Genomic DNA, 20,129 nt, shown 5'->3' on the forward strand with positions numbered 1-20,129 from the left:
TTTTATGTGCTATTGCTCATAACCTACGACTGATTACAAGAAAATTATTCTTAATACCCTCACAGTCAAATAAATTAAAACCTATATAATTAAAATTCTTAATCCAAAACCAGTTATACCTATATCTTGGGTAAGAAAAATAGAGCGCCTGATAAACCATATATATTATAAAGAAATATCCATTCAATAAATTTATTCAAAAATAATATTTCAGGGCCGACTATTTAAAGTGGTATTGCCTAGGACGGAGCCATCTGACTATACCATTGTGCTGAATCACGAACATACCGATTACCTATGGGCTGATCTAGAAACGGCCAAAGCACTCAACCTACTGGCAGGTGGCAAAGCAATATTGGAAGCTTTGCACACGGCCACTGGTTGGAAGCAGTAGGGTGGTAACCCCATTTGGGGGATGGAAAGACTCACGAAGTCCATTCAATAGGGTTATCTGTCCCATCATAGCAAACATGATTTTTATGATCCGGATCCAGCTGCATTGTGTAAAGTTTGCCTGCAATACGATCTAAATTCCTCTGTTGTTCTTGATTAAGTGCCTTTATTTTTTTTATGTTAGATTCATTTTCTAACTGATTCTTATCCAATTCACTATCTTCCAAGTCACTAAATTCGAATTCATCACCGGATTCACTACCTGATTCATGATCCGATCCATCATTCGATCGTCCGAATACGCCTTTTCTTTGATTGAATATAACGTTATTCCCTATCCGATCTCTCAAGCTTACTGGATCATTTGGTTTCGGTTCATTTATACTATTACCATTAATTTCATTATGCCTATTCCCATCCTCTTCCCAGTTTGAAGATGTTAGAGTATGATCTTCTACTGGCGGAGGTAGTGGTGCACCATCCGTATGCTTATCCTTTTCCTTTTCCCAATTTGAATCTGGCATACCATGTGTATTATCCTTCATAGATTTGATAGGCAAAATAGGTGGTTGTGTAAAATAATCCCCTTGATTGTTAAAAGACATCAAGCAACTAGGACCCTGTGAAGATGTCGGCAAGGAAGAGTCTATACCATCTGTATTTCCCCTACTTAAATCCATCACACAATTTGAATCATTCTGCCGCTTTAGACTAGATATTGTACCCACTAAAGATGTTTTTGTTTCGTTTTGCACAACGGATTGTCCTGATGGTTCTGGAGATGCTTTTACTTTATCTTGCACAACAGACTGTTCTAATGGTTCTATAGGGAAAGTAGGGATATCTGTATCAGGTGTATCTGTATCCAATAGCGCATCGTCTTCTGATGGATCTATTGATACAACCGAATCCAAGCGGTTCTCATCATCACGTAGCTTCTCACCTTCAGAGTCGATGATCTCCTCTATCTTATTAATTTGCTTGACTTTCGGTGTGGCTACATAGCCATTGCCTATTCCATTCCTTGACCTATGTTTAGAAGAAGAGGTACAGACCTCTGCACTAAATACAAGATAAGCAGCTGTAAATAGTATATTGGGATGTACTAGTCCTTGCTTAATAAATTTACATGTATTATACTTGGTTGCCATATGTGTTTTTTCTTTTTTAATTGCTTTTAATGGTTCAACATTATTCTTTAGCCATTGTTATGCTACTTTTTTCTTGATAAAAAAGTAGCCAAAAAATCAAGCGCTGATGAAAAAAATTGCGGCCAGTGGATGTTTAAAGCTGAAAATCAGAATCCACCCTACAAACCCAACCAAGCTGATTTTCTAATCAGCTTTAACCATCCACTGGCCGCAACTTTTTCCAATGCGCATACCATTTATTTTATTATCCAATTAACTGCTAAAACCTGCCATTGGCGTTTTTATAAAGTTTTAATTTCGTGTTTGGAGATAGCTTTCGCAATCATTTATCATATCTTCCATCTACTGAATAATCTTGTGTTCCTGAACATCTTGTGGTGCATCATTTTTGTTTGCTTTATCCACTGACCTATTATCTGTTGGTACATCCAGAGCTGGTAAACTATTGGATAGGGTAGCGTTTGCTGCAAAACACTTAGTAACCACCGGCGCTAGAGACTTGATACCAAACTTTTTAGGTTGTATAGGGTTAAATGTAATCTTAATCGTTTTATCACTAGGATTCACATTATCAAAATCTTTATGAGTTTCAGGAGATGATATTGAGGCTGCTAAGCCTTCTGCTGCTACTTCTGTTGGTTGTTTTACTACTCCTGCTGATCCTGCTATTCTTTCTTCTTCTACTGATGGTACCACTGCTACTTTTTTTGGTGCTATTTCTCCAGCCGCTACTTTTTCTGATATTAGTTTTGACGATGGAGTCGATACATTTATAGATAAGGGCGATCTATTTGCATGACATAGATCCAACCAATATGGATTAACTTCAAATTGCGCTAGTCTTTCCATGGTATCTAATTGATCAACTGGCTTGGCTGCCAATGACAACAGAGGCACATGGGCACTGTATCCATTTGGTTTATTTTTAAGAGCCCCAGTACACACTTCTGCACTAAATAGAAGATAAGCAGCTGTAAATAGTATATTGGGATGTACTAGTCCTTGCTTAATAGATCTATATATATTAGACTTGGTTGCCATATGTGTTTGTTTCTTCTTTAATTGATTTTAATAGTTAAACATTATTTCTTAGCCATTGTTATGCTACTTTTTTCTTGATAAAAAAGTAGCCAAAAAATCAAGCGCTGATGAAAAAAATTGCGGCCAGTGTATGTTTAAAGCTGAAAATCAGAATCCACCCTACAAACCCAACCAAGCTGATTTTCTAATCAGCTTTAACCATCCACTGTCTTATCACAACTTTTTCCAATGCGCGTCCTACGATTTTCTTATCTAATTAGCTCCTAGAGCCTAGTAAGGCTCATTGGAATTTTTATAAAGTTTTAATTTCCTGTTTAGAGATAGCTTTCGCAATCATTTATCATATCTTTCATTTCCTGAATAACCTTGTCTTCCTGACCACCTTGTGGTGCATCATTTTTGTTTGCTTCATCCACTGACCTATTATCTGTTGATACTATACCATTTGATAATGATATTAGACAGCTCAACTGTTCATCTAGGTCTTGCTGCAACTTTTTGTTTGCCTCAGCATCTTTTGTTGCATTGTTTAGCTTCACTTGATCTACTAAACTATTATCTACTGATGGACCCATATTTACTGAATGATTCAATACAACGTTTTTTTCGACTTTTTGCGTTATTTCAACCTCTGAAACCAGTGGCCCAACGCATAAATCTTTTTTTTTTCTATTGTCTTGATGACCATATGACGATTCATTGACTTGATTCCTATTAATATTACTTTCTAATTGACAGTCAACTGGCATAGATGAATAAGGACTATTTTTGGGTTTTGCTTTTGAATTACCTAAACGATTCCATAACTTCTTCACCTTCTTCATATTCTTCACCACAGTCCCCGTTTTCTTGTCAGTCTCCTTTTTTTCATAATTATTTGTAATAGTAACAGACCCCTGAGGGGCTGATATTTCTTCTGCTCTTTTTGCTTTTTTCCGTTTTTTCTTTTCTTTTTTTGATGATAATGCAACTGATTCATCTATATTACCTTTAGATGGCTCTAAACTTTCTATTCCATCCAGGCGCGAAACTGAATTGGCTGCTGCTACTGCTTCCTTTTTTACTGCTGCAGATGCTACTAGTTTTACTACTGGTTTTGCTGCTGCCAATGCTTTTACTGCTACTTCCGCTTCTACTGATGCTTTTGCTATCACCTCTGCTTCCTTTTTTGCTACTTCCGCTTCTACTGATGCTTTTGCTATCACCTCTGCTTCCTTTTTTGCTGCTGACACTGCTTCCGATGCTTTTGATACTGCCAATGCTGCTTCCGTTTTTTCTACTTCCGTTGCTGATGACTCTAATTCGGATGCTTTTTCTACTGCCAATGCTTCGGATGGTAATGATACAACCGATCTATTTACAGACAACGATTCAACTGACCCATCTCCATTACCTGCAGATGGCTCCATCCCTTTTATTGCATCCGGAGACGGAACTGGCTCGGATGGCCATCCCAACGGCGAGGCATTGGTTTTATAGCTGACTGATCTGTTTTTATTATTTCTAGTACAGACCTCTGCACTAAATAAAAGATAAACAGCTGAAAAAAGTATATTGGAACTTATTAGCCCTTTCTTAATAGACTTAAGTGTATTAAATGTACATGACATAACTGTTTTTTGTTTATTATAAATAGCTGCTAATATGCCTCCTAGTTTAGAGGTATAGTTCATGAACTACTAAAGTATACGTAATAGCCTAACCAATTTTTTCGATTAATGCTTCAACTAAATCGGTTATGCGCTTGCTATAGGCATGCTCGTTTTCTTTAACCTGTTTTATTACAAGATCCAATATGGACCGGTCATATTGATGAGCAATATATTGAAGGGGTTGCTTGAAAAACCACTCTACTACTTCTGCTTTTTTATCAAAAAAGTAGGCGCCTTCAGATGCTTTTAGACAGCTTACTATAACAAAATGCCTTATCTCAATGATGTTTTCAGTAGGAGCATCCTTTAGAATCTTATTTATATCAAATCGATGGTAACAGTAACCTATATCTTTACCACCAAAACAACCTTGATTACAATCCGTATGTAAAACACGTAGTATATTTTGTTGTCGAAGCAGCTCTTGGCCAATAATATTGGTATCATTAGCTGGTCCATCAGTATAGTCAGATCCATCCATATTTTCATTTGGCCTATTGGATCCATCTATAACCTTAGTTTCCACAGACTGTTTAGGTGATATATCCTCCACTTGCGACTGGTTGCTGACTAGCGATTCATCTACTTTATCTCCATCCGAAACCAATACAACTTTTTTTTTCGGTGCAACCAGATCATTTAATACCTCATGTTTCCCTATTTTATCCGGGATAACCGATTGATATAGACCTAACCCATATGTATTGAAGGAAGCCTCTTCTAGCCCTTCTACATTATTCATTTGATCAACTGGTTTACCTGCCAATGATGAACGAGGTATATGATTTATTTGGCTGCTTGGTTGGTTTTTAGACATCCCCCCAGTACATACTTCTGCACTGAATAAAAGATAAGCGGCTGAAAAAAGTATATTGGGACCTATTAGCGCTTGCTTAATAGATTTAACTGTATTAAATTTAACCGCCATAGTTGTTTTTTTGTTTTTTATATATTAATAAATAACTTTAACTGTTTTAGATGCCTCCATACCGTCTATGTATCCTCTATTTAGACCATTTGTACGCTACTTTTTGCTTGATAAAAAAGTAGCCACAAAATCAAGCCTAATCAAAAAACTTGCGACCAATGGGTATTTAAATCTGAAAATCAGAATTCACCCTACAGAGCTAGCCAATCTAATTATCCAATCAGCTTTAACCAGCTACTGCCTTACCGCAACCTTTTCCAATAGACGTGCTATTTAGTCTAGTAGATTATATCTATTACCTATTTGTTCAACTATCTGGTAACGTTACCTTGAAAGAAAGACAAAAGCAACTTCTACTGAACCAATATGGCTTGCTTATATAAGGTATTGAACGGCAAACTAGTTACCAAAACGTAGTTTTTATGTAACCAATTTACAACGCATTGCTAAAATACCTTATGGTTACATCGTTATTAAAACGTACTTTTTTTTTCGGCTTTGTAGAAGGTGGTACAGATCTATCTGAGATGTCTTTCTCTTTATTTTGAGAAAATGGCCCAGTGGGTTGATCAGATGAACGAGCTATATGATTTATTTGGCTGCTTGGTTGATTTTGAGGAATCCCTCTACTACATACTTCTGCACCAAATAAAAGATAAGCGGCTGGAGAAAGTATATTGGGACCTATTAGCGCTTGCTTAATAGATTTAAGTGTATTAAATTTAAGGGCCATAGTTGTTTTTTTGTTTTTTATATATTAATAAATAACTTTAACTGTTTTAGATGCCTCCATAGCATCTATTTATGCCCCATTTAGACGATTTACATGCTACTTTTTTCTTGATAAAAAAGTAGCCAAAAAATCAAGCGCTGATGAAAAAGTTGCGGCCAGTGTATATTTAAAGCTGAAAATCAGAATCCACTCTACAAACCCAGCCAAGCTGATTTTCTAACCAGCTTTAAACATCCCACTGTCTTACCACAACTTTTTCCAATGCGCGTGCTATTTAGTCTAGTAGATTGCATCCATTACCTATTTATTTAGTTAGATGGGAACGTTGCTTTGCAAAAAGACAAAGGTAACGCTCACTGCACCAATAGGACATACCTATAAATGGATCTAGCGACCAATCGGTTACCAAAGCCTAGTGGAAGGTGAATAAAGAAATATCCACTTCCTAATTGAATGCTTATTCTTCAATAATGATTATAGTATGGGCTTTATTACCAGGTAAGGATTGATTCTGCTGGTTACACGGCTGAATAGACGCATTACTGCTCTGTTCATTTTGTATCGGTTGATTATCCTTTAGATGTTCCATAGAAACGTCAGCAGCATTTTGTTCAACATTGCTTCTTCTTAAATTCTTACGAACACTCCGAATGTCTTCGCTCGTAACCTGTAGTCTTGGGGTTTTTGCTTTTACTGTTTCTGCTTTTACTGCTTTTACTATTTTTGCTGATGGTACAGGCATTGGTGATGATGGTGATGGCATTAGTGGTGGTGGTGGTGTTCCTACTCCTGCTGCTGATGGTGCTCCTGATCCTGCTAGTAATGCTCCTAGTAGTGGTACTGGTGGTGGTGGTGGTGTTCCTGCTCCTACTGGTGCTGATACTGTTGGTGCTACTAGTATTCCTACGCCTACTCCTGCTGGTCCTCCTGCTTCTGATAGTACAGGTTTTATATCAACTTTTGGTTTATCATCTGGCTTGGTTGCTGCCAACGTCTCTGTCTTACCCTCTAATGCCTTTAGCCCTTCTTCCCTATTGGATTGGTTGACTGGATTGGCTTCTTCTGACTCCTCTGCCTTACCTTCTGATCCCTCTACATCTTCTTCTATCGTATTAGATTGATCAACTGAATCGGTGGATACTCCCTCTGTCTTATCTTTAGATTGCTCTAAATTTTCTACTACCTTATCTTGTAGAACAACTGGTTTAGCTGACAATGAGGCATGCAATACCTGCCCCATTTGGTTACTTGGTTTGTTTTTAGCGCCCCCTGTACAGACCTCTGCACTAAATAAAAGATAAGCAGCTGGGAAAAGTATATTTGGACCTATTAGCCCTTTCTTAATAGATTTAAGTGTATTAAATTTGTACGCCATAGTTATTTTTTGTTTATTTGTATATTATTTTTTTCAACGCTTCAAAAACTAGCCCATAAGGCTATGCCAATCCTATGCTAGGCTGGCTACATCACCACTTACCAATGGCCCCTTTAGACCATTAAAATAGGGTGAAAAAATAAGGTCAAAAAATGGATATAGAAAAGTCTATATTGAACTTTTTTATTACATTCAGTGGTATGGCAACAACATAGACAGTCTGCTGATAACGGGTGCAGCAATGCTGGAAACCGTTGATCTACTATTCTATAATGAAGTAAGTTTTATATAGAAAAGTAGAGGCAATGAGAGGCACTCCATAACGCATCACGTGATGTAGTCTCTTTTATACCTGCAACGCCTGTTGCTACAAGCCCCTATTGAATGGTACCAAAAAAAATTAAAAGAACAAAATATTTCTACTAGCTATTCTGCTGTTTTTTTAGATTTTCTATCATTTCTTTTAGTCGGTCTGCTTCTAAAAATTGCAACGCTTCTGCCGCTTGGTACATTTTATGTTCTAATAGTTGAATACGGGCTTCTATCGTTTCTTTTTTCTCATAAAGGGCTGTACCATCAGCAACAACCATAGGGAAAGCGCCATCATCATCTGTTGCTTCTATAAGCGGGGGTAACATTTGATCCTCTAAATCTATGGTAGCTTGTTTTTGGTATACGGCACTAGGAATAATTTGATGTTGGGCATTATAATCCATTTGTAACGCACGCCTACGCTCTGTTTCGCCTATTGCTTGTTCCATAGATGGGGTAACCTTATCTGCATACATTAATACACGCCCTTCTGTATGGCGTGCAACCCTTCCTATGGTTTGAATCAGTGAGCGGGCATTGCGCAAAAATCCTTCTTTATCTGCATCTAAAATAACCATTAAAGAGACCTGGGGCAGGTCTAACCCTTCGCGCAGTAAATTTACCCCAACCAACACATCAAAGGTACCATTTCGTAAGCCATTTAATATGGTGACACGGTCTAATGTTTTGATCTCAGAATGGATATACCGACAACGGATATGGGCATGGACTAAATAATCGGTCAGTTCTTCTGCCATACGCTTGGTGAGGGTGGTAATCAATACCCGTTCTCCTTTTTTTACAACTTGATGGATTGCTTCCAAAATATCGTCCATTTGATGGAGCGTGGGACGAACCTCTATTTCAGGATCTAGCAATCCTGTTGGCCGTATGATCTGCTCTACCACTAGGCCACGGCTACGTTCTAGTTCATAATCAGCAGGAGTTGCACTAACAAAAATGACTTGTCGGATCAGTTGTTCAAATTCATTAAAATGCAATGGCCGATTATCCATAGCAGAGGGCAACCTAAAACCATGTGCTACCAAATTGATCTTTCTAGCCCGATCCCCTCCTGCCATAGCCCTGAATTGGGGAATGGTAACGTGGCTTTCATCTATAACCATCAGATAGTCTTTAGGAAAATAGTCTAACAAACAGAAAGGTCGTTCTCCAACCGACCGGCCATCTATATAACGCGAATAATTTTCAATGCCGGTACAATAACCTAACTCTCGAAGCATTTCCAAGTCTAGTTCCGTTCTTTCCTGTAACCGTTTGGCTTCTTCAAATTTACCGATTTCATTAAAATAGTTGACCTGTATATGCAGATCTTGTTGAATCTTGCTTACGGCACCATCTAGTACATCTTTGCCCATTACAAAAAGATTGGCGGGAAAAACAAATGCTTCTTGGAGCGCTTTTGTCTTTCTACCAGAAGCTGGATCTATGACATGGATGGCCTCTAGTTCATCTCCCCAAAAAATAAAACGATAACCATAATCGGCATAGGCTACAAATAAATCAATGGTATCGCCCATTACGCGAAAACGACCCCGTTTAAATACACTATCGTCCCGACTATAAAGCATATCTACAAAATGTTTCAAAAGATCATTGCGAGACAATCGGCAGCCTACCCTAAATAAATGGCTATTCTCTTTGAAAGATGCGGGCGCACCAAGTCCATAAATACAAGAAACAGAGGCGACCACAATTACATCTCTTCGGTCACTTAATAAAGCAGCCACTGCACTAAGGCGCAATCGTTCTAATTCATCATTAATAGCCAATTCTTTTTCTATATAGATATCACTAGCTGGTAAATAGACCTCTGGTTGATAGTAATCATAGTAGGATACAAAATACTCAACCGCATTGTGGGGAAAAAAAGCACGCAACTCGCTATACAATTGTGCAGCCAATGTTTTATTATGGCTGATCACCAGTGTAGGTCTATTTAAGGCTTCAATGGTATTGGCTATCGTAAAAGTTTTGCCAGATCCTGTAACGCCCATCAGTACTTGACTGGATACGCCACGGTTGATGTGTGATACAAGTTCTAAAATCGCCTTTGGCTGATCGCCCGCAGGTTGATAAGGTGACACAATTTTAAATGACATAGTGGAAAAGAAAAGGTGGTAAAGAGGCAAATAAAGTAAGAAAAAGGCAGCTAATGTAGCATTATACGAAAAAAGTAAGATGGCTCCAAGGCTAATGCATGGTGTAGACAAATAGGAGACATATTTTATGAAACAAAGGAGTATATTTGTTTTTTTTATTTAAAACCAATACCATTGATATATAGTTATCTATCTAATTCACTCAATATATCGTTAAAAATAAAAATGGTCTATTCTAAACACTATATGATTCTGGGCCATCTAATGGTATTTTTATCAGCCTTTCGCAGCTGTTATACAAGCAATAACCCATCTGACCTAACACCACCACCTATAAGTAAAATTGCTCATATCAAAGCTATAGCTGACTGTAACCCTAAACATAAGCAAATAGAACAGCTGTCAAAGTCAGTTGAGCATAAAAAGAACGATGTAGCCTTTGATTTTGAAACCAATATTGAAATACTGCGCAAAATAGCGGATGTAAAAAGAGGCATTAGATGGCATTTATCGGGTGATAACTTGATACGAGAAGTAATAGACAAAAGCGATAGTCTATACGCTGCAGAAGACTATGCGGTGCAAATCATGAATATATATCGTGCCGCAAAAAAAATATGCGAATTATATGAAAAAAATGGTACTCCGTTTGAAAAAATGGCCCATACATTTATGGAACAGTATAAGTATGATGAAAAAGAAAGAGAAGACTTTTGGATGGAAAAATTGAAAGATATAAATAAAACAGTTGTAGCACAACTACATGAAATCGTACTGCCAAATGAAGAAATTTCTTCTATCAATACAAAATTAAGGTTAGCAGAAAATTACGTTGGACTAGATGATACCCATTACAACGTTACAACTGTATTCAAGATAAATGATAAAAAATTTGGTTTAGAGGATAAAAAGTGGTTGCAGTTAACAGAAAAACAGAAATCGGCATTTAGAAAAAGAAAATCTGCAGACTGGTATAACCGTTTAGATCCATTTGAACGAAAATTAATTGATGGCTATCTTGACAAATTTTTAGGAGGCAACCATTATATTCCGACCCAAATTCGAAATATTCCGGGATGCAGAAATGGTTATCAAAAAAGGATTTTAGCTTATGATCAATATAATAAGCCGATTACGTTAGGCCGCTATTACCATAGTGGCGCACTGGTCTCACCTACCCAATGGAAAGACGAAACCATTACAAATGATAACTGGGAACAAATTCAACAATTTGTTAAAAACATAGAAGTGATCTCTTTAAATCACAACCTGTTTTCGCCTACACTAGGTGGAGAAAAACCTATTGTAGAAGGAACGCGTCGTGTAGTAGGTGATAACCAATTTATGTATATACCCATCAATGAATTGGGTACTTTTACAACGCCTATGTTTAGACCTCAGGTTGATAAACTTATAGAAGAAAGTATCCATTTTTACAACCCTAAAAAAAATAAAGATAAGCATCGTTATCAAGGGCTATGCAAAGCCTTTAAAGAGGGTAATAAAAAAGATCGGCAAAAAGAAATAGAAAAGGTCAAAAATCCAAAAGATAAACGCTACTTTAGCAAATTAAATCTATTAAAAGAAGCTACTGAAAACGCTGATTACGAAAACACACTTATCCATAACGTTACACAATTACATAATAATTACTATGCTACTATTGGATCAAGTTATATTTCATGCAAAGCCGTACTAGGCGAAAAGACGCCTACTTCATCCGTTTTATTTAGTTGCAAAAGTGGCAAAGACAGAACTGGTTTTATGAGTGTCTTGGTCGATGGAAATATGATTCGTATGCATGACCCATCGTTGGATATAGAAAAGGGTACTAAGGTCTATACCAGCTTAGCCTATGCTTCCCATTATCAGTTTTTGGCTTCAGTTAACGGAGGAATGGCTGGAAGATTTGGCATGAAACCTGTGAGAAACAATGATATTTCCCGTAATATTACGAACGAACTCTTTCCCAAAACAGCCTTGTCCACATCAATCGACCTAAATTAAGTAGATAAACGTTAGCATTTTTATAATTATTGGTATTAACGCTTTAACAAATTTTTTATTAGTTATTCGGTTTCACGATAAAACAAAACGAACTGTTTAAGTTAGTGAAACTGTACTGCTTTTAAATGAATGGCTATAACGGGCAACCATAGACCAATAAGGTAGAGTAGATAAATCAAGATGATCACTTGATTGCTATATATTTTTTAGTTATTTTGGCTGGGGTAATATTTAGTTGATTGTAGAGGTTTTTTCTTATAAGCTATGGTAAAAGCATTTAGCGCATATCTAATTTTTTTACGTGCAATGTTTGGCAACCCTATTCCATATCGAATGTTTTTGTCTCGGGTTGCCAAAGAATGTATCCAAGTAGGAGTGGATTCTCTTTTTATCGTTTGTATTATTTCCATTTTTATGGGTGGAGCGACCTGTATCCAGCTTGCTTCCCAATTAACCAATCCATTTATTACAAAAGACTTTATAGGTATTGCGGTACGCAATATGACCATTTCTGAGTTAGGGCCAACGGTAATTGGTATTGTTTTTACGGGCAAAATAGGTTCTAGTATGGCCAGCGAGCTGGGCACGATGCGGATTAGTGAGCAGATAGATGCATTGGAGATTATGGGTGTAAATGCCAATAATTATTTGGTTTTACCCAAAATTATTGCTACTGTTTTAATGTATCCATTCCTGGTTATTATTGCTATGTTTCTTTCTATATATGGTGGGTTCCTTTCTTGTAAATGGCTTACTTCCATCCCCCCTCAAGCCTATATCAATGGATTAAGAAATGCATTTGATGCATATGATGTGCATGTAGCCATTTATAAATCTTTGGTTTATGGCTTTCTTATCTCTTCCATTGCTTGTTACAAAGGATTTAGTACAAAAGGTGGATCATTAGATGTAGGAAAATCTAGTACAAGTGCCGTTACCAATAGTGGTATTGCGATTTTAATTGCAGATTTATTTTTAGTCTATGGTTTACTCAGCCATCGTATCTAAACGACATACCATGATTTCCTTTGAAAATATTTCTAAATCTTTTAATAATAAAATCATCTTAAATAAGATCAGTGGTCTATTTAAAACAGGGCAAATCAGTTTGGTAATCGGTTCCAGTGGAACTGGGAAAAGTCTTTTGGTCAAATGCTTACTTGGTTTGATTTTACCGGATGAGGGCTTTTCGCTTTTTGATGGACGTGATCTAATCTATGGTGATAAGCTACTACAAACCGAAATAAGAAAAAAAGTGGGTATGCTTTTCCAGGGGGGGGCTTTGTTTGATTCTAAAAATATAGAAGAAAATGTCCGTTTCCCATTAGATGTACTAACCAATATGGGTACAGCAGAAAAGAAAGATCGTGTCCATGAATGTCTCTCACAAGTAGGCTTGCCAGATGTAGCCCACAAAATGCCTAATGAGCTAAGTGGTGGTATGAAAAAACGGGCAGGAATCGCTAGAGCAATTGTGAACCATCCTAAATACCTATTTTGTGATGAGCCTAACTCAGGACTAGATCCCCAAACGGCACTTAAAATAGATGAACTAATTGCTGAGGTAACCTATGCTTACAACATGACTACAGTAGTAGTAACCCACGATATGAATACTATTTTATCTCTGGGCGATTTTATCTTGTTCTTGTACCAAGGTAAAAAATTGTGGGAGGGTTGTTCTAAAGATATTTTACATACGAATCTAGTGGAACTAGAAGATTTTCTATTTGTCGGCAAAATTAAAGAGCTGCTCTTTAAGAGAAAAAGGGAAATAGAGGTAAACAACTATACAATCAAGTAGAAAACTTCTGACAGGCTGTTCAACCCGATAGGTATAACCACTAATGATCTACCACTGTTAAGGGGAAATGACACATATATGTATTAATTTCTTCCTTTATTTTTTTTATGTTAGATTCATGATCAAAATTCTTAAGAACACGATCAATCCATTCTACTACCCGTACCATATCAGCTTCTACCAACCCCCTAGTCGTTATAGCAGCAGTACCTAAGCGGATACCTGAGGTAACTTGTGGCTTCGTACGGTCAAAAGGAATTAAATTTTTATTAGTGGTAATAGCTGCCTTTTGTAAGGCTGCTTCCGCTTTTTTACCGGTAATATTTTTACTAGATAGATCGAGCAATAATAGATGGTTGTCTGTTCCGTCAGATACAATTTTATAGCCTCTATCCATCAACTCCTGCGCCATAACTTTGGCATTCCGCTGTACTTGTATGGCATAAGCTTTATAGTCGGTGCTCATCGCTTCGTAACAAGCAATAGCCTTAGCGGCTATACTATGCACCAATGGTCCACCTTGTGTACCAGGAAAAACAGCGGCATCTATTAAAGCAGACATATTTTGAACCATGCCTTTGGCATTGGTTTTACCAAAAGGATTTTTAAAATCTTTTCCCATGAGTATCATACCTCCTCTAGGGCCTCGTAATGTTTTATGTGTGGTAGTCGTCACAAAATGACAATAAGGAAAAGGATTATTGAGTAACCCCTGGCTAATCAGACCAGCAGGATGGGCAATATCTGCCCATAAAAATGCGCCTATTTCGTCTGCAATGGCCCGTAGCCGTATATAGTCCCAATCACGGCTATAAGCTGAAGCACCACAAATGATCATAGCGGGCTGTACCACTCTTGCTTTTTGTGCCACTTCCTCCCATTCAATACATCCTGTTGCTTGGTTGACACCATAAAAAAAGGATTGATACAACTTTCCAGAAAAATTTACAGGCGCGCCATGCGTTAAGTGACCGCCATGGGCTAGATCAAATCCCAATATTTTATCCCCAGGTTTTAAAACGGCCATCATCAAGGCTGCATTGGCCTGTGAACCAGAATGCGGCTGCACATTTACCCACTCTACCTTAAACAATGCTTTAGCTCGTTCAATGGCCAAAGATTCTACTGCATCCACAATATCACATCCCCCATAATAGCGTTTACCTGGAAGACCTTCTGCATATTTATTGGTTAAAATACTGCCGGTAGCAGCTGCTACTTGGGCAGAAACAAAGTTCTCAGAAGCGATCAATTCTAACCCTGTTTCTTGACGAATTTTTTCTTTTGCTATGAGTGAAAAAATAATTGAATCTTGTTCGATCATGGGATAATATATAATAGATAGCCCCATTCTATAGGTAGCGCGTATTGAATAAACTACCCCTGTACGGGTATTAAGTCATACTTAAAAGGCTTCTATATAGGCCAACATTAATTTATAAATTTTAGTATTATTTTGATGCATAGCAAGTTCTAATGGGGTAATGCCTGCTTTGTTTTGTATAGATAAACCATTACCAACATGTACCAATAGTTTTTTTATTATAGCGGTATGTCGACATTGAACAGCATAATGTAAAGGGGTTTGACCCAGGTGATTGGGTACATTTACATCCAACGAAGGATAACGCAATAAACCACTCACCACGTCTAGTTGATTCATAACAACTGCATAATGTAAGGGTGTACTCCCGGTACGATCTTGTATATTTACTTCCAAAAAAGGCACATGGCGCAAAGTTTTTAATAACTTACTTTTTTTATTGGCAACTATAAGATGCAATGGTGTGGCACCATTAGCTGCTTTAGCATTGATGTTAAAATGACCAGACTTTAATACGGTTTGAAAAATAGTTGGGCTATTTTGTTTAGCTGCCCAATGCAACGCCGTATATCCATTCTTATCCTCTGTTTCAATAATTTGTTTGTGTGCCAACAACAGCCGAATGATTGGCAGTCTTCGTCCTTTAATGGCCAAGAATAAAGGGTTAGGCGTAGCATTACAAATAGCACCTGCTTGCAATAATAATTGTACAAGGTCCTTTCTGTTTTGTTGAATAGCCAATTGTAATGGATGGCATCCTCTATGATTTAAAATATTTGGATCTGCACCAGCTGCCAGCAAAAGAGAGACAATTTTTTTATGTCCCCTTTCAATGGCCAGCAACAAAGGTGTATGGCCATTTCTAACACTTATTTGATTTAATAAAGGATTGGCTTCAAGCAAACATGCAACCACTGTTGCTTTGGCATATTTAGCCGCATAATGCAATGGGCTATATCCTAAAAAATCCTGATTATTAATGTTTTTTTTATCAATCAGTAAAGCAGTAACCTTTTGTAGATTATTTTCTTGAATGGCCCATATAAGTGGTCTGTTTACAGTAGATAGATGATTGGCTACTGGTACCTGATGCGTTTCTGAACGCGCATAACTATATGATCCACTGATGGATAAGAGCCAAAAGCCAATCAATAAGCTTGTATTTTGTATAGAAAAATAAACAAGGGATAATCGTTCCATATCTATTGAATGACCAAATAACGCTTTATTTTGTATAAAAAAAGAATTAATATAACCTTATCTATTTAGATAGCTTATGGATCAAGAGAAATGAAGCTGAATAGAAGGTTTTTACCACCGATCTAAATAGATAAGAAGAAACAAATAAAGCTATTCGCCTATAGATCCGTAACGTCTAATCTAAATATTTGTATTTCCAATGCGCTGCCTCACCATGTTCTGCAATATGATCCATACGCTCTGTACGTATTTGTACCTCTAATCGACCATATTTACAAGTTTCAAAGGTAAGATGGAGCGATTCATAGCTACTATCTCTTGGTATGCTAATCCAATCCCGCATAATATTACAGATTGGCTTATAAAGACTACTGAGAATAGTAAGCACCTTCCAGCAAGCTATTTTTTCTTCTTGAAGTGTTTTACCATCCATACCTGTTAAAATAATTCTAACAGCAGCAAGATCATGTATTTGATCAAAGTCTACTTTTAACCTCCGAATCTTATGCCAAATAGAATAGACAGATTTAATACGTTTTTTTAATATAAAATCAATGCCATGTGCGTGAACAGCGGAATAGACCTCCTCAGAAATAAGATTTAACTTTTGCTGTCTTTGCAACTTGGTCATACCTAACTTAGCCGTAATGGAATAATAACTTAACGTATAAGTATGCTTCAACCAAAAATCAGCCAATTTGGCTTGGACATTATACAACCCCATTCTATGGGAAAGTGGAATATACAAACGCTTTAAGTCAAGTAACAACTTAGTACCAGCATAGTAAATTAAGGGTGCATGCACACTGCCTAACAATACGCCACTAGCGTTTACCCGAATAATATCAGCAATTTGTAACAAAATTGCCACAATACGTGGAAGCCTTACATCAGAATGGGTTATACCATTGAGAATGGTACTAGAGCGAAACTTACCATAATATACACTACGCAACTCCACTAATATAGCAGCTGTTTCTAAACCAAAATAGTTTTGAATAGCTTTTTTCCTTACCAGCCCTTTTAAAAAAAGTGGTGCTAAGATCACAGCAACAACAGCAGCTAAATTTAAAGAAAGTTCAGTAACCGCAATAATAGCTACCCGAATACATTCCCTCAAAAGATGCTGACATATTTTTGAATCTTGCGCTCCTTCGGCAGCGGTTAACCATGAACAGGCCTCCTGCAACGTTGACGAAACTTCTTTGATATCGCTTGCATTTTTAGAGACTGCCCTTGCAAGTTGATGCAAATTCCAATTATTTAGGTGAAGTATCTCATTCCTTTTTATCATTCTATACAATCAAAAATTTTTTTACATAAACCAATGCCAGCATAAGTGCGTTTTGACCGATGGCGCAGTTTAAGTAAAGTTTATAACTTTCGATTTAAAGTTACAATTTTATAAACTTGTATGGCCAACTATAGAAAAAGAAATATCCTAATTTTGTAAAACCTATAAAATAAGCCAATTATTATGACTTAGATGAAATACCTTAACATAGCAAAAGATAAAACCGATATGTTTATGAATTTTGTAATACTATACTCTTTTTTAAACAAAAAATTTTTATTATACTTTTAATTGATTAAAAAGAGAGGAATCATTCTTTTACTGCGCTTTTAACTTAAAAACATAGCATTTAATGGTACCTAGGGCCGGAATCGAACCGGCACGATATTGCTATCATTGGTTTTTGAGACCAACGCGTCTACCAATTCCGCCACCCAGGCAAAAAACAAAAAAATTACCGGCAAGCATACATACAGATAGCGATGCCAACTCCATTCCATCTACTTAAAACAGTAAACTTAGAGGTCGCGAGTGGATTCGAACCACCGATAAGAGGTTTTGCAGACCCCTGCCTTAACCACTCGGCCACGCGACCCAAAAGCAACTATTCTTTACTTTCCTTTTTTGTATGTTGCTCTAACTGTTCTTTCAAGTTGGCAAAAGCTTCAAACCCTCTAGTAGATGGTGCTTTCTCTATTTTTCCTTTTGCTTCTCCCCTTGTTTTAGCTTCAACTTTGGCGTCTACCTCTGGATTAAAAAGAATCTGATGTGATAAAATTATTTTTTTATCCGCTTTAGCACATTTTATTACTTGAAAATCCAACTCCTCTCCAACTTCTGGCTCTTGACCATCTGCTTTAATAAAATGGTGCTGTGCTACTTGTCCTTCTATACCATGGACTAACTCAACAATAGCGCCACGACCTGGAATCTTTTTTAGAATAGTCCCTTTATGTAAGGAACCTACTTGAAAGATTTTTTCACACATATCCCATGGGTTTTCTTGTTTTAAGCCAAGTGAAAGGCGTCTATTCTCCCGACTAATACCCAATACAATCACTTCTAATTTTTCTCCCAACTTCAAAACGTCAGAAGGATGTGCCACCCGCTTGGTGTCAGAAAGACGAGAAACATGTAAAAGGCCTTCAATACCCGGCTCTAGCTCTATAAAAGCCCCAAAATGGGTTAGGTTTCGGACCACTCCTTCATGGGTAGTACCTACTGCATAGGTAGATAAAAATTCATCATGTTCCCACGGATCACCAGTCAGTTGTTTGATGCCTAAAGATATTTTATAATTTTTTCGATCCAATGACAATATGCAGGTTTCAATGGTATCACCTATTTTATAATGTTCATTGATATCACGCAAGTATTGCGACCATGATATATCTAAAACATAGACAAACCCTTCAATACCTGGCATCAATTCTATAAAAAGACCATAATCGGCAATATTGGTTATGGTACCTTTAATGGTAGATCCCACTTCTAACGTTTCTGGAAGGGCATCCCATGGATGCTCTTGAAGTTGCTTCATACCTAAAGAAATACGTTTTTTATCTTCATTAAATCCAATAACTACTACACGTACCTTTTGACCAAGCGTGAACAACTCTTCTGGATGATTGACTCTGCTCCAAGCCATATCTAGCTTATGGAGCAAGCCATCTACTCCTCCTAAGTCAATAAAAGCACCAAATTTGGTTATGTTTTTGACATAGCCTTCTAAAATTTGTCCTTTTTCAAGATTGCTAATAATTTCAAATTTTTGTCCTTCCAGTTTTTTTTCAGTTAGTGCTTTATGAGAAACTACTACATTATCATTGGTATGGTTAATTTTAATAACGATTACATCAATGGTTTTACCTACAAAAACATCAAAGTCTAATACAGGCCTAATATCAATTTGTGAACCAGGCAAAAAAGTTTCAATATCACACACTTCTACAATTAACCCTCCTTTGGTCCTGCGCTTAACCAGCCCTTCTAGAACTTCTCCATGTTCTAATGCATATTGAATTTTTTCCCAGGCTCTTACCAATTTGGCTTTTTTACGAGAAAGTACCAGCTGACCTTTGGTATTTTCTGTTTCTTCTATATATACTTCAACTTCATCACCTGGTTTTAAATCGGGTAGATCTCTAAACTCAGAAGCAGCTATTAAACCGTCGGATTTGTATCCAACCCCAACAATAACATCTTTATGGGTAATGCTTATAACCGATCCTTTTACTACTTCATATTGACTAATAGCGCTTAAAGTAGCTCCATATAGGGCAGCCATATCTTCTTTTTGTTGATCTGTATATGCACTGCCTAATTTTTTATTAGGATTGTCATATTGATCCCAGTTGAAAACTCCTTCCGTTGCATGCATAAGGGCGAGGTATTGACTTTTGTTAGTTAAAAACAGCACTACATTATTTGCATGGTGCTGCTTTGTGTGGTTAAAAAATGAAATTAATATACGACCATAAGTGCAATGATCTGACCATTCAGATTTGCCTTACAAGCCCTAAAGTTACAAAAAAAATATAAGGATTGGTATGATTTACCTATATTATAAGTAGTCGGCCCTGAAATATTATTTTTGAATAAATTTATTGAATGGATATTTCTTTATAATATATATGGTTTATCAGGCGCTCTATTTTTCTTACCCAAGATATAGGTATAACTGGTTTTGGATTAAGAATTTTAATTATATAGGTTTTAATTTATTTGACTGTGAGGGTATTAAGAATAATTTTCTTGTAATCAGTCGTAGGTTATGAGCAATAGCACATAAA

Annotated in this window: 15 protein-coding genes, 2 tRNA genes and 2 pseudogenes; 5 read left to right on the forward strand and 14 right to left on the reverse strand. The window is 36.9% G+C overall.

The features are described 5' to 3' along the window. Positions 1-190, forward strand: a pseudogene (locus ACRRVB_RS04065) (IS5-like element ISCca5 family transposase); the annotation flags it as partial. 45 nt (positions 191-235) lie between these two features. Further along, positions 236-394, forward strand: coding sequence for a hypothetical protein (locus tag ACRRVB_RS04070; RefSeq protein WP_432466700.1), 159 nt, complete (start codon positions 236-238; stop codon positions 392-394). A gap of 31 nt (positions 395-425) precedes the next feature. Here ACRRVB_RS04070 and ACRRVB_RS04075 read toward each other — a convergent pair whose 3' ends face one another. From ACRRVB_RS04075 to uvrB, 7 genes are all read right to left on the reverse strand, one after another. After that, positions 426-1,544 carry a hypothetical protein gene (locus tag ACRRVB_RS04075; RefSeq protein ID WP_432466701.1) on the reverse strand — a complete coding sequence of 373 codons (1,119 nt, stop codon included), beginning with the start codon at positions 1,542-1,544 and terminating at the stop codon, positions 426-428. Between the two features lie 342 nt (positions 1,545-1,886). Then, positions 1,887-2,585 carry a hypothetical protein gene (locus ACRRVB_RS04080; protein WP_432466702.1) on the reverse strand — a complete coding sequence of 233 codons (699 nt, stop codon included), beginning with the start codon at positions 2,583-2,585 and terminating at the stop codon, positions 1,887-1,889. Between the two features lie 314 nt (positions 2,586-2,899). Continuing rightward, on the reverse strand, positions 2,900-4,258 hold the full coding sequence (locus tag ACRRVB_RS04085; protein WP_432466703.1) for a hypothetical protein: 1,359 nt from the start codon (positions 4,256-4,258) through the stop codon (positions 2,900-2,902). A gap of 25 nt (positions 4,259-4,283) precedes the next feature. After that, complete coding sequence (locus tag ACRRVB_RS04090; RefSeq protein ID WP_432466704.1) at positions 4,284-5,165, reverse strand: hypothetical protein; 882 nt, start codon at positions 5,163-5,165, stop codon at positions 4,284-4,286. Positions 5,166-5,598: 433 nt separating this feature from the next. Further along, positions 5,599-5,898, reverse strand: a complete 300-nt coding sequence (locus ACRRVB_RS04095) for a hypothetical protein (protein ID WP_432466705.1) — start codon at positions 5,896-5,898, stop codon at positions 5,599-5,601. Between the two features lie 457 nt (positions 5,899-6,355). Continuing rightward, complete coding sequence (locus ACRRVB_RS04100) at positions 6,356-7,273, reverse strand: hypothetical protein (protein WP_432466706.1); 918 nt, start codon at positions 7,271-7,273, stop codon at positions 6,356-6,358. 422 nt (positions 7,274-7,695) lie between these two features. Then, a complete protein-coding gene (gene uvrB, locus ACRRVB_RS04105; RefSeq protein WP_432466707.1) occupies positions 7,696-9,708 on the reverse strand; it encodes an excinuclease ABC subunit UvrB in 2,013 nt (670 codons plus the stop codon). 225 nt (positions 9,709-9,933) lie between these two features. Here uvrB and ACRRVB_RS04110 point away from each other — a divergent pair, with 225 nt between their 5' ends. The 3 genes from ACRRVB_RS04110 (at position 9,934) to ACRRVB_RS04120 (ending at position 13,519) form a co-directional block, all read left to right on the forward strand. After that, on the forward strand, positions 9,934-11,715 hold the full coding sequence (locus ACRRVB_RS04110) for a tyrosine-protein phosphatase (protein WP_432466708.1): 1,782 nt from the start codon (positions 9,934-9,936) through the stop codon (positions 11,713-11,715). 264 nt (positions 11,716-11,979) lie between these two features. Next, positions 11,980-12,723 carry an MlaE family ABC transporter permease gene (locus tag ACRRVB_RS04115; protein ID WP_432466709.1) on the forward strand — a complete coding sequence of 248 codons (744 nt, stop codon included), beginning with the start codon at positions 11,980-11,982 and terminating at the stop codon, positions 12,721-12,723. 10 nt (positions 12,724-12,733) lie between these two features. Next, positions 12,734-13,519 carry an ABC transporter ATP-binding protein gene (locus ACRRVB_RS04120; RefSeq protein ID WP_432466713.1) on the forward strand — a complete coding sequence of 262 codons (786 nt, stop codon included), beginning with the start codon at positions 12,734-12,736 and terminating at the stop codon, positions 13,517-13,519. Between the two features lie 40 nt (positions 13,520-13,559). On the opposite strand, the gene glyA is transcribed toward ACRRVB_RS04120, so the two are convergent. The 7 genes and pseudogenes from glyA to ACRRVB_RS04155 all read right to left on the reverse strand — a co-directional run. Next, positions 13,560-14,840: a serine hydroxymethyltransferase gene (glyA, locus tag ACRRVB_RS04125; RefSeq protein ID WP_432466714.1), complete on the reverse strand. Its 1,281-nt coding sequence runs from the start codon at positions 14,838-14,840 to the stop codon at positions 13,560-13,562. An 84-nt stretch (positions 14,841-14,924) separates the two neighbouring features. Next, complete coding sequence (locus tag ACRRVB_RS04130) at positions 14,925-16,043, reverse strand: ankyrin repeat domain-containing protein (protein ID WP_432466710.1); 1,119 nt, start codon at positions 16,041-16,043, stop codon at positions 14,925-14,927. A 175-nt stretch (positions 16,044-16,218) separates the two neighbouring features. Further along, positions 16,219-17,295, reverse strand: coding sequence for an HD domain-containing protein (locus ACRRVB_RS04135; RefSeq protein ID WP_432466711.1), 1,077 nt, complete (start codon positions 17,293-17,295; stop codon positions 16,219-16,221). A 395-nt stretch (positions 17,296-17,690) separates the two neighbouring features. Beyond that, positions 17,691-17,777: transfer RNA gene (locus tag ACRRVB_RS04140), tRNA-Leu, on the reverse strand. 82 nt (positions 17,778-17,859) lie between these two features. After that, positions 17,860-17,932 (reverse strand) — tRNA-Cys (locus tag ACRRVB_RS04145). Between the two features lie 9 nt (positions 17,933-17,941). After that, the gene (locus tag ACRRVB_RS04150; RefSeq protein ID WP_432466712.1) at positions 17,942-19,717 is read right to left on the reverse strand and encodes a 30S ribosomal protein S1; all 1,776 of its coding nucleotides are present in this window, start codon (positions 19,715-19,717) and stop codon (positions 17,942-17,944) included. Between the two features lie 223 nt (positions 19,718-19,940). Next, positions 19,941-20,129 (reverse strand): annotated as a pseudogene (locus ACRRVB_RS04155) (IS5-like element ISCca5 family transposase); the annotation flags it as partial.

It is taken from the genome of Candidatus Cardinium hertigii (genome assembly GCF_050864855.1).
Classification (GTDB): Bacteria; Bacteroidota; Bacteroidia; order Cytophagales; family Amoebophilaceae; genus Cardinium; species Cardinium hertigii_C.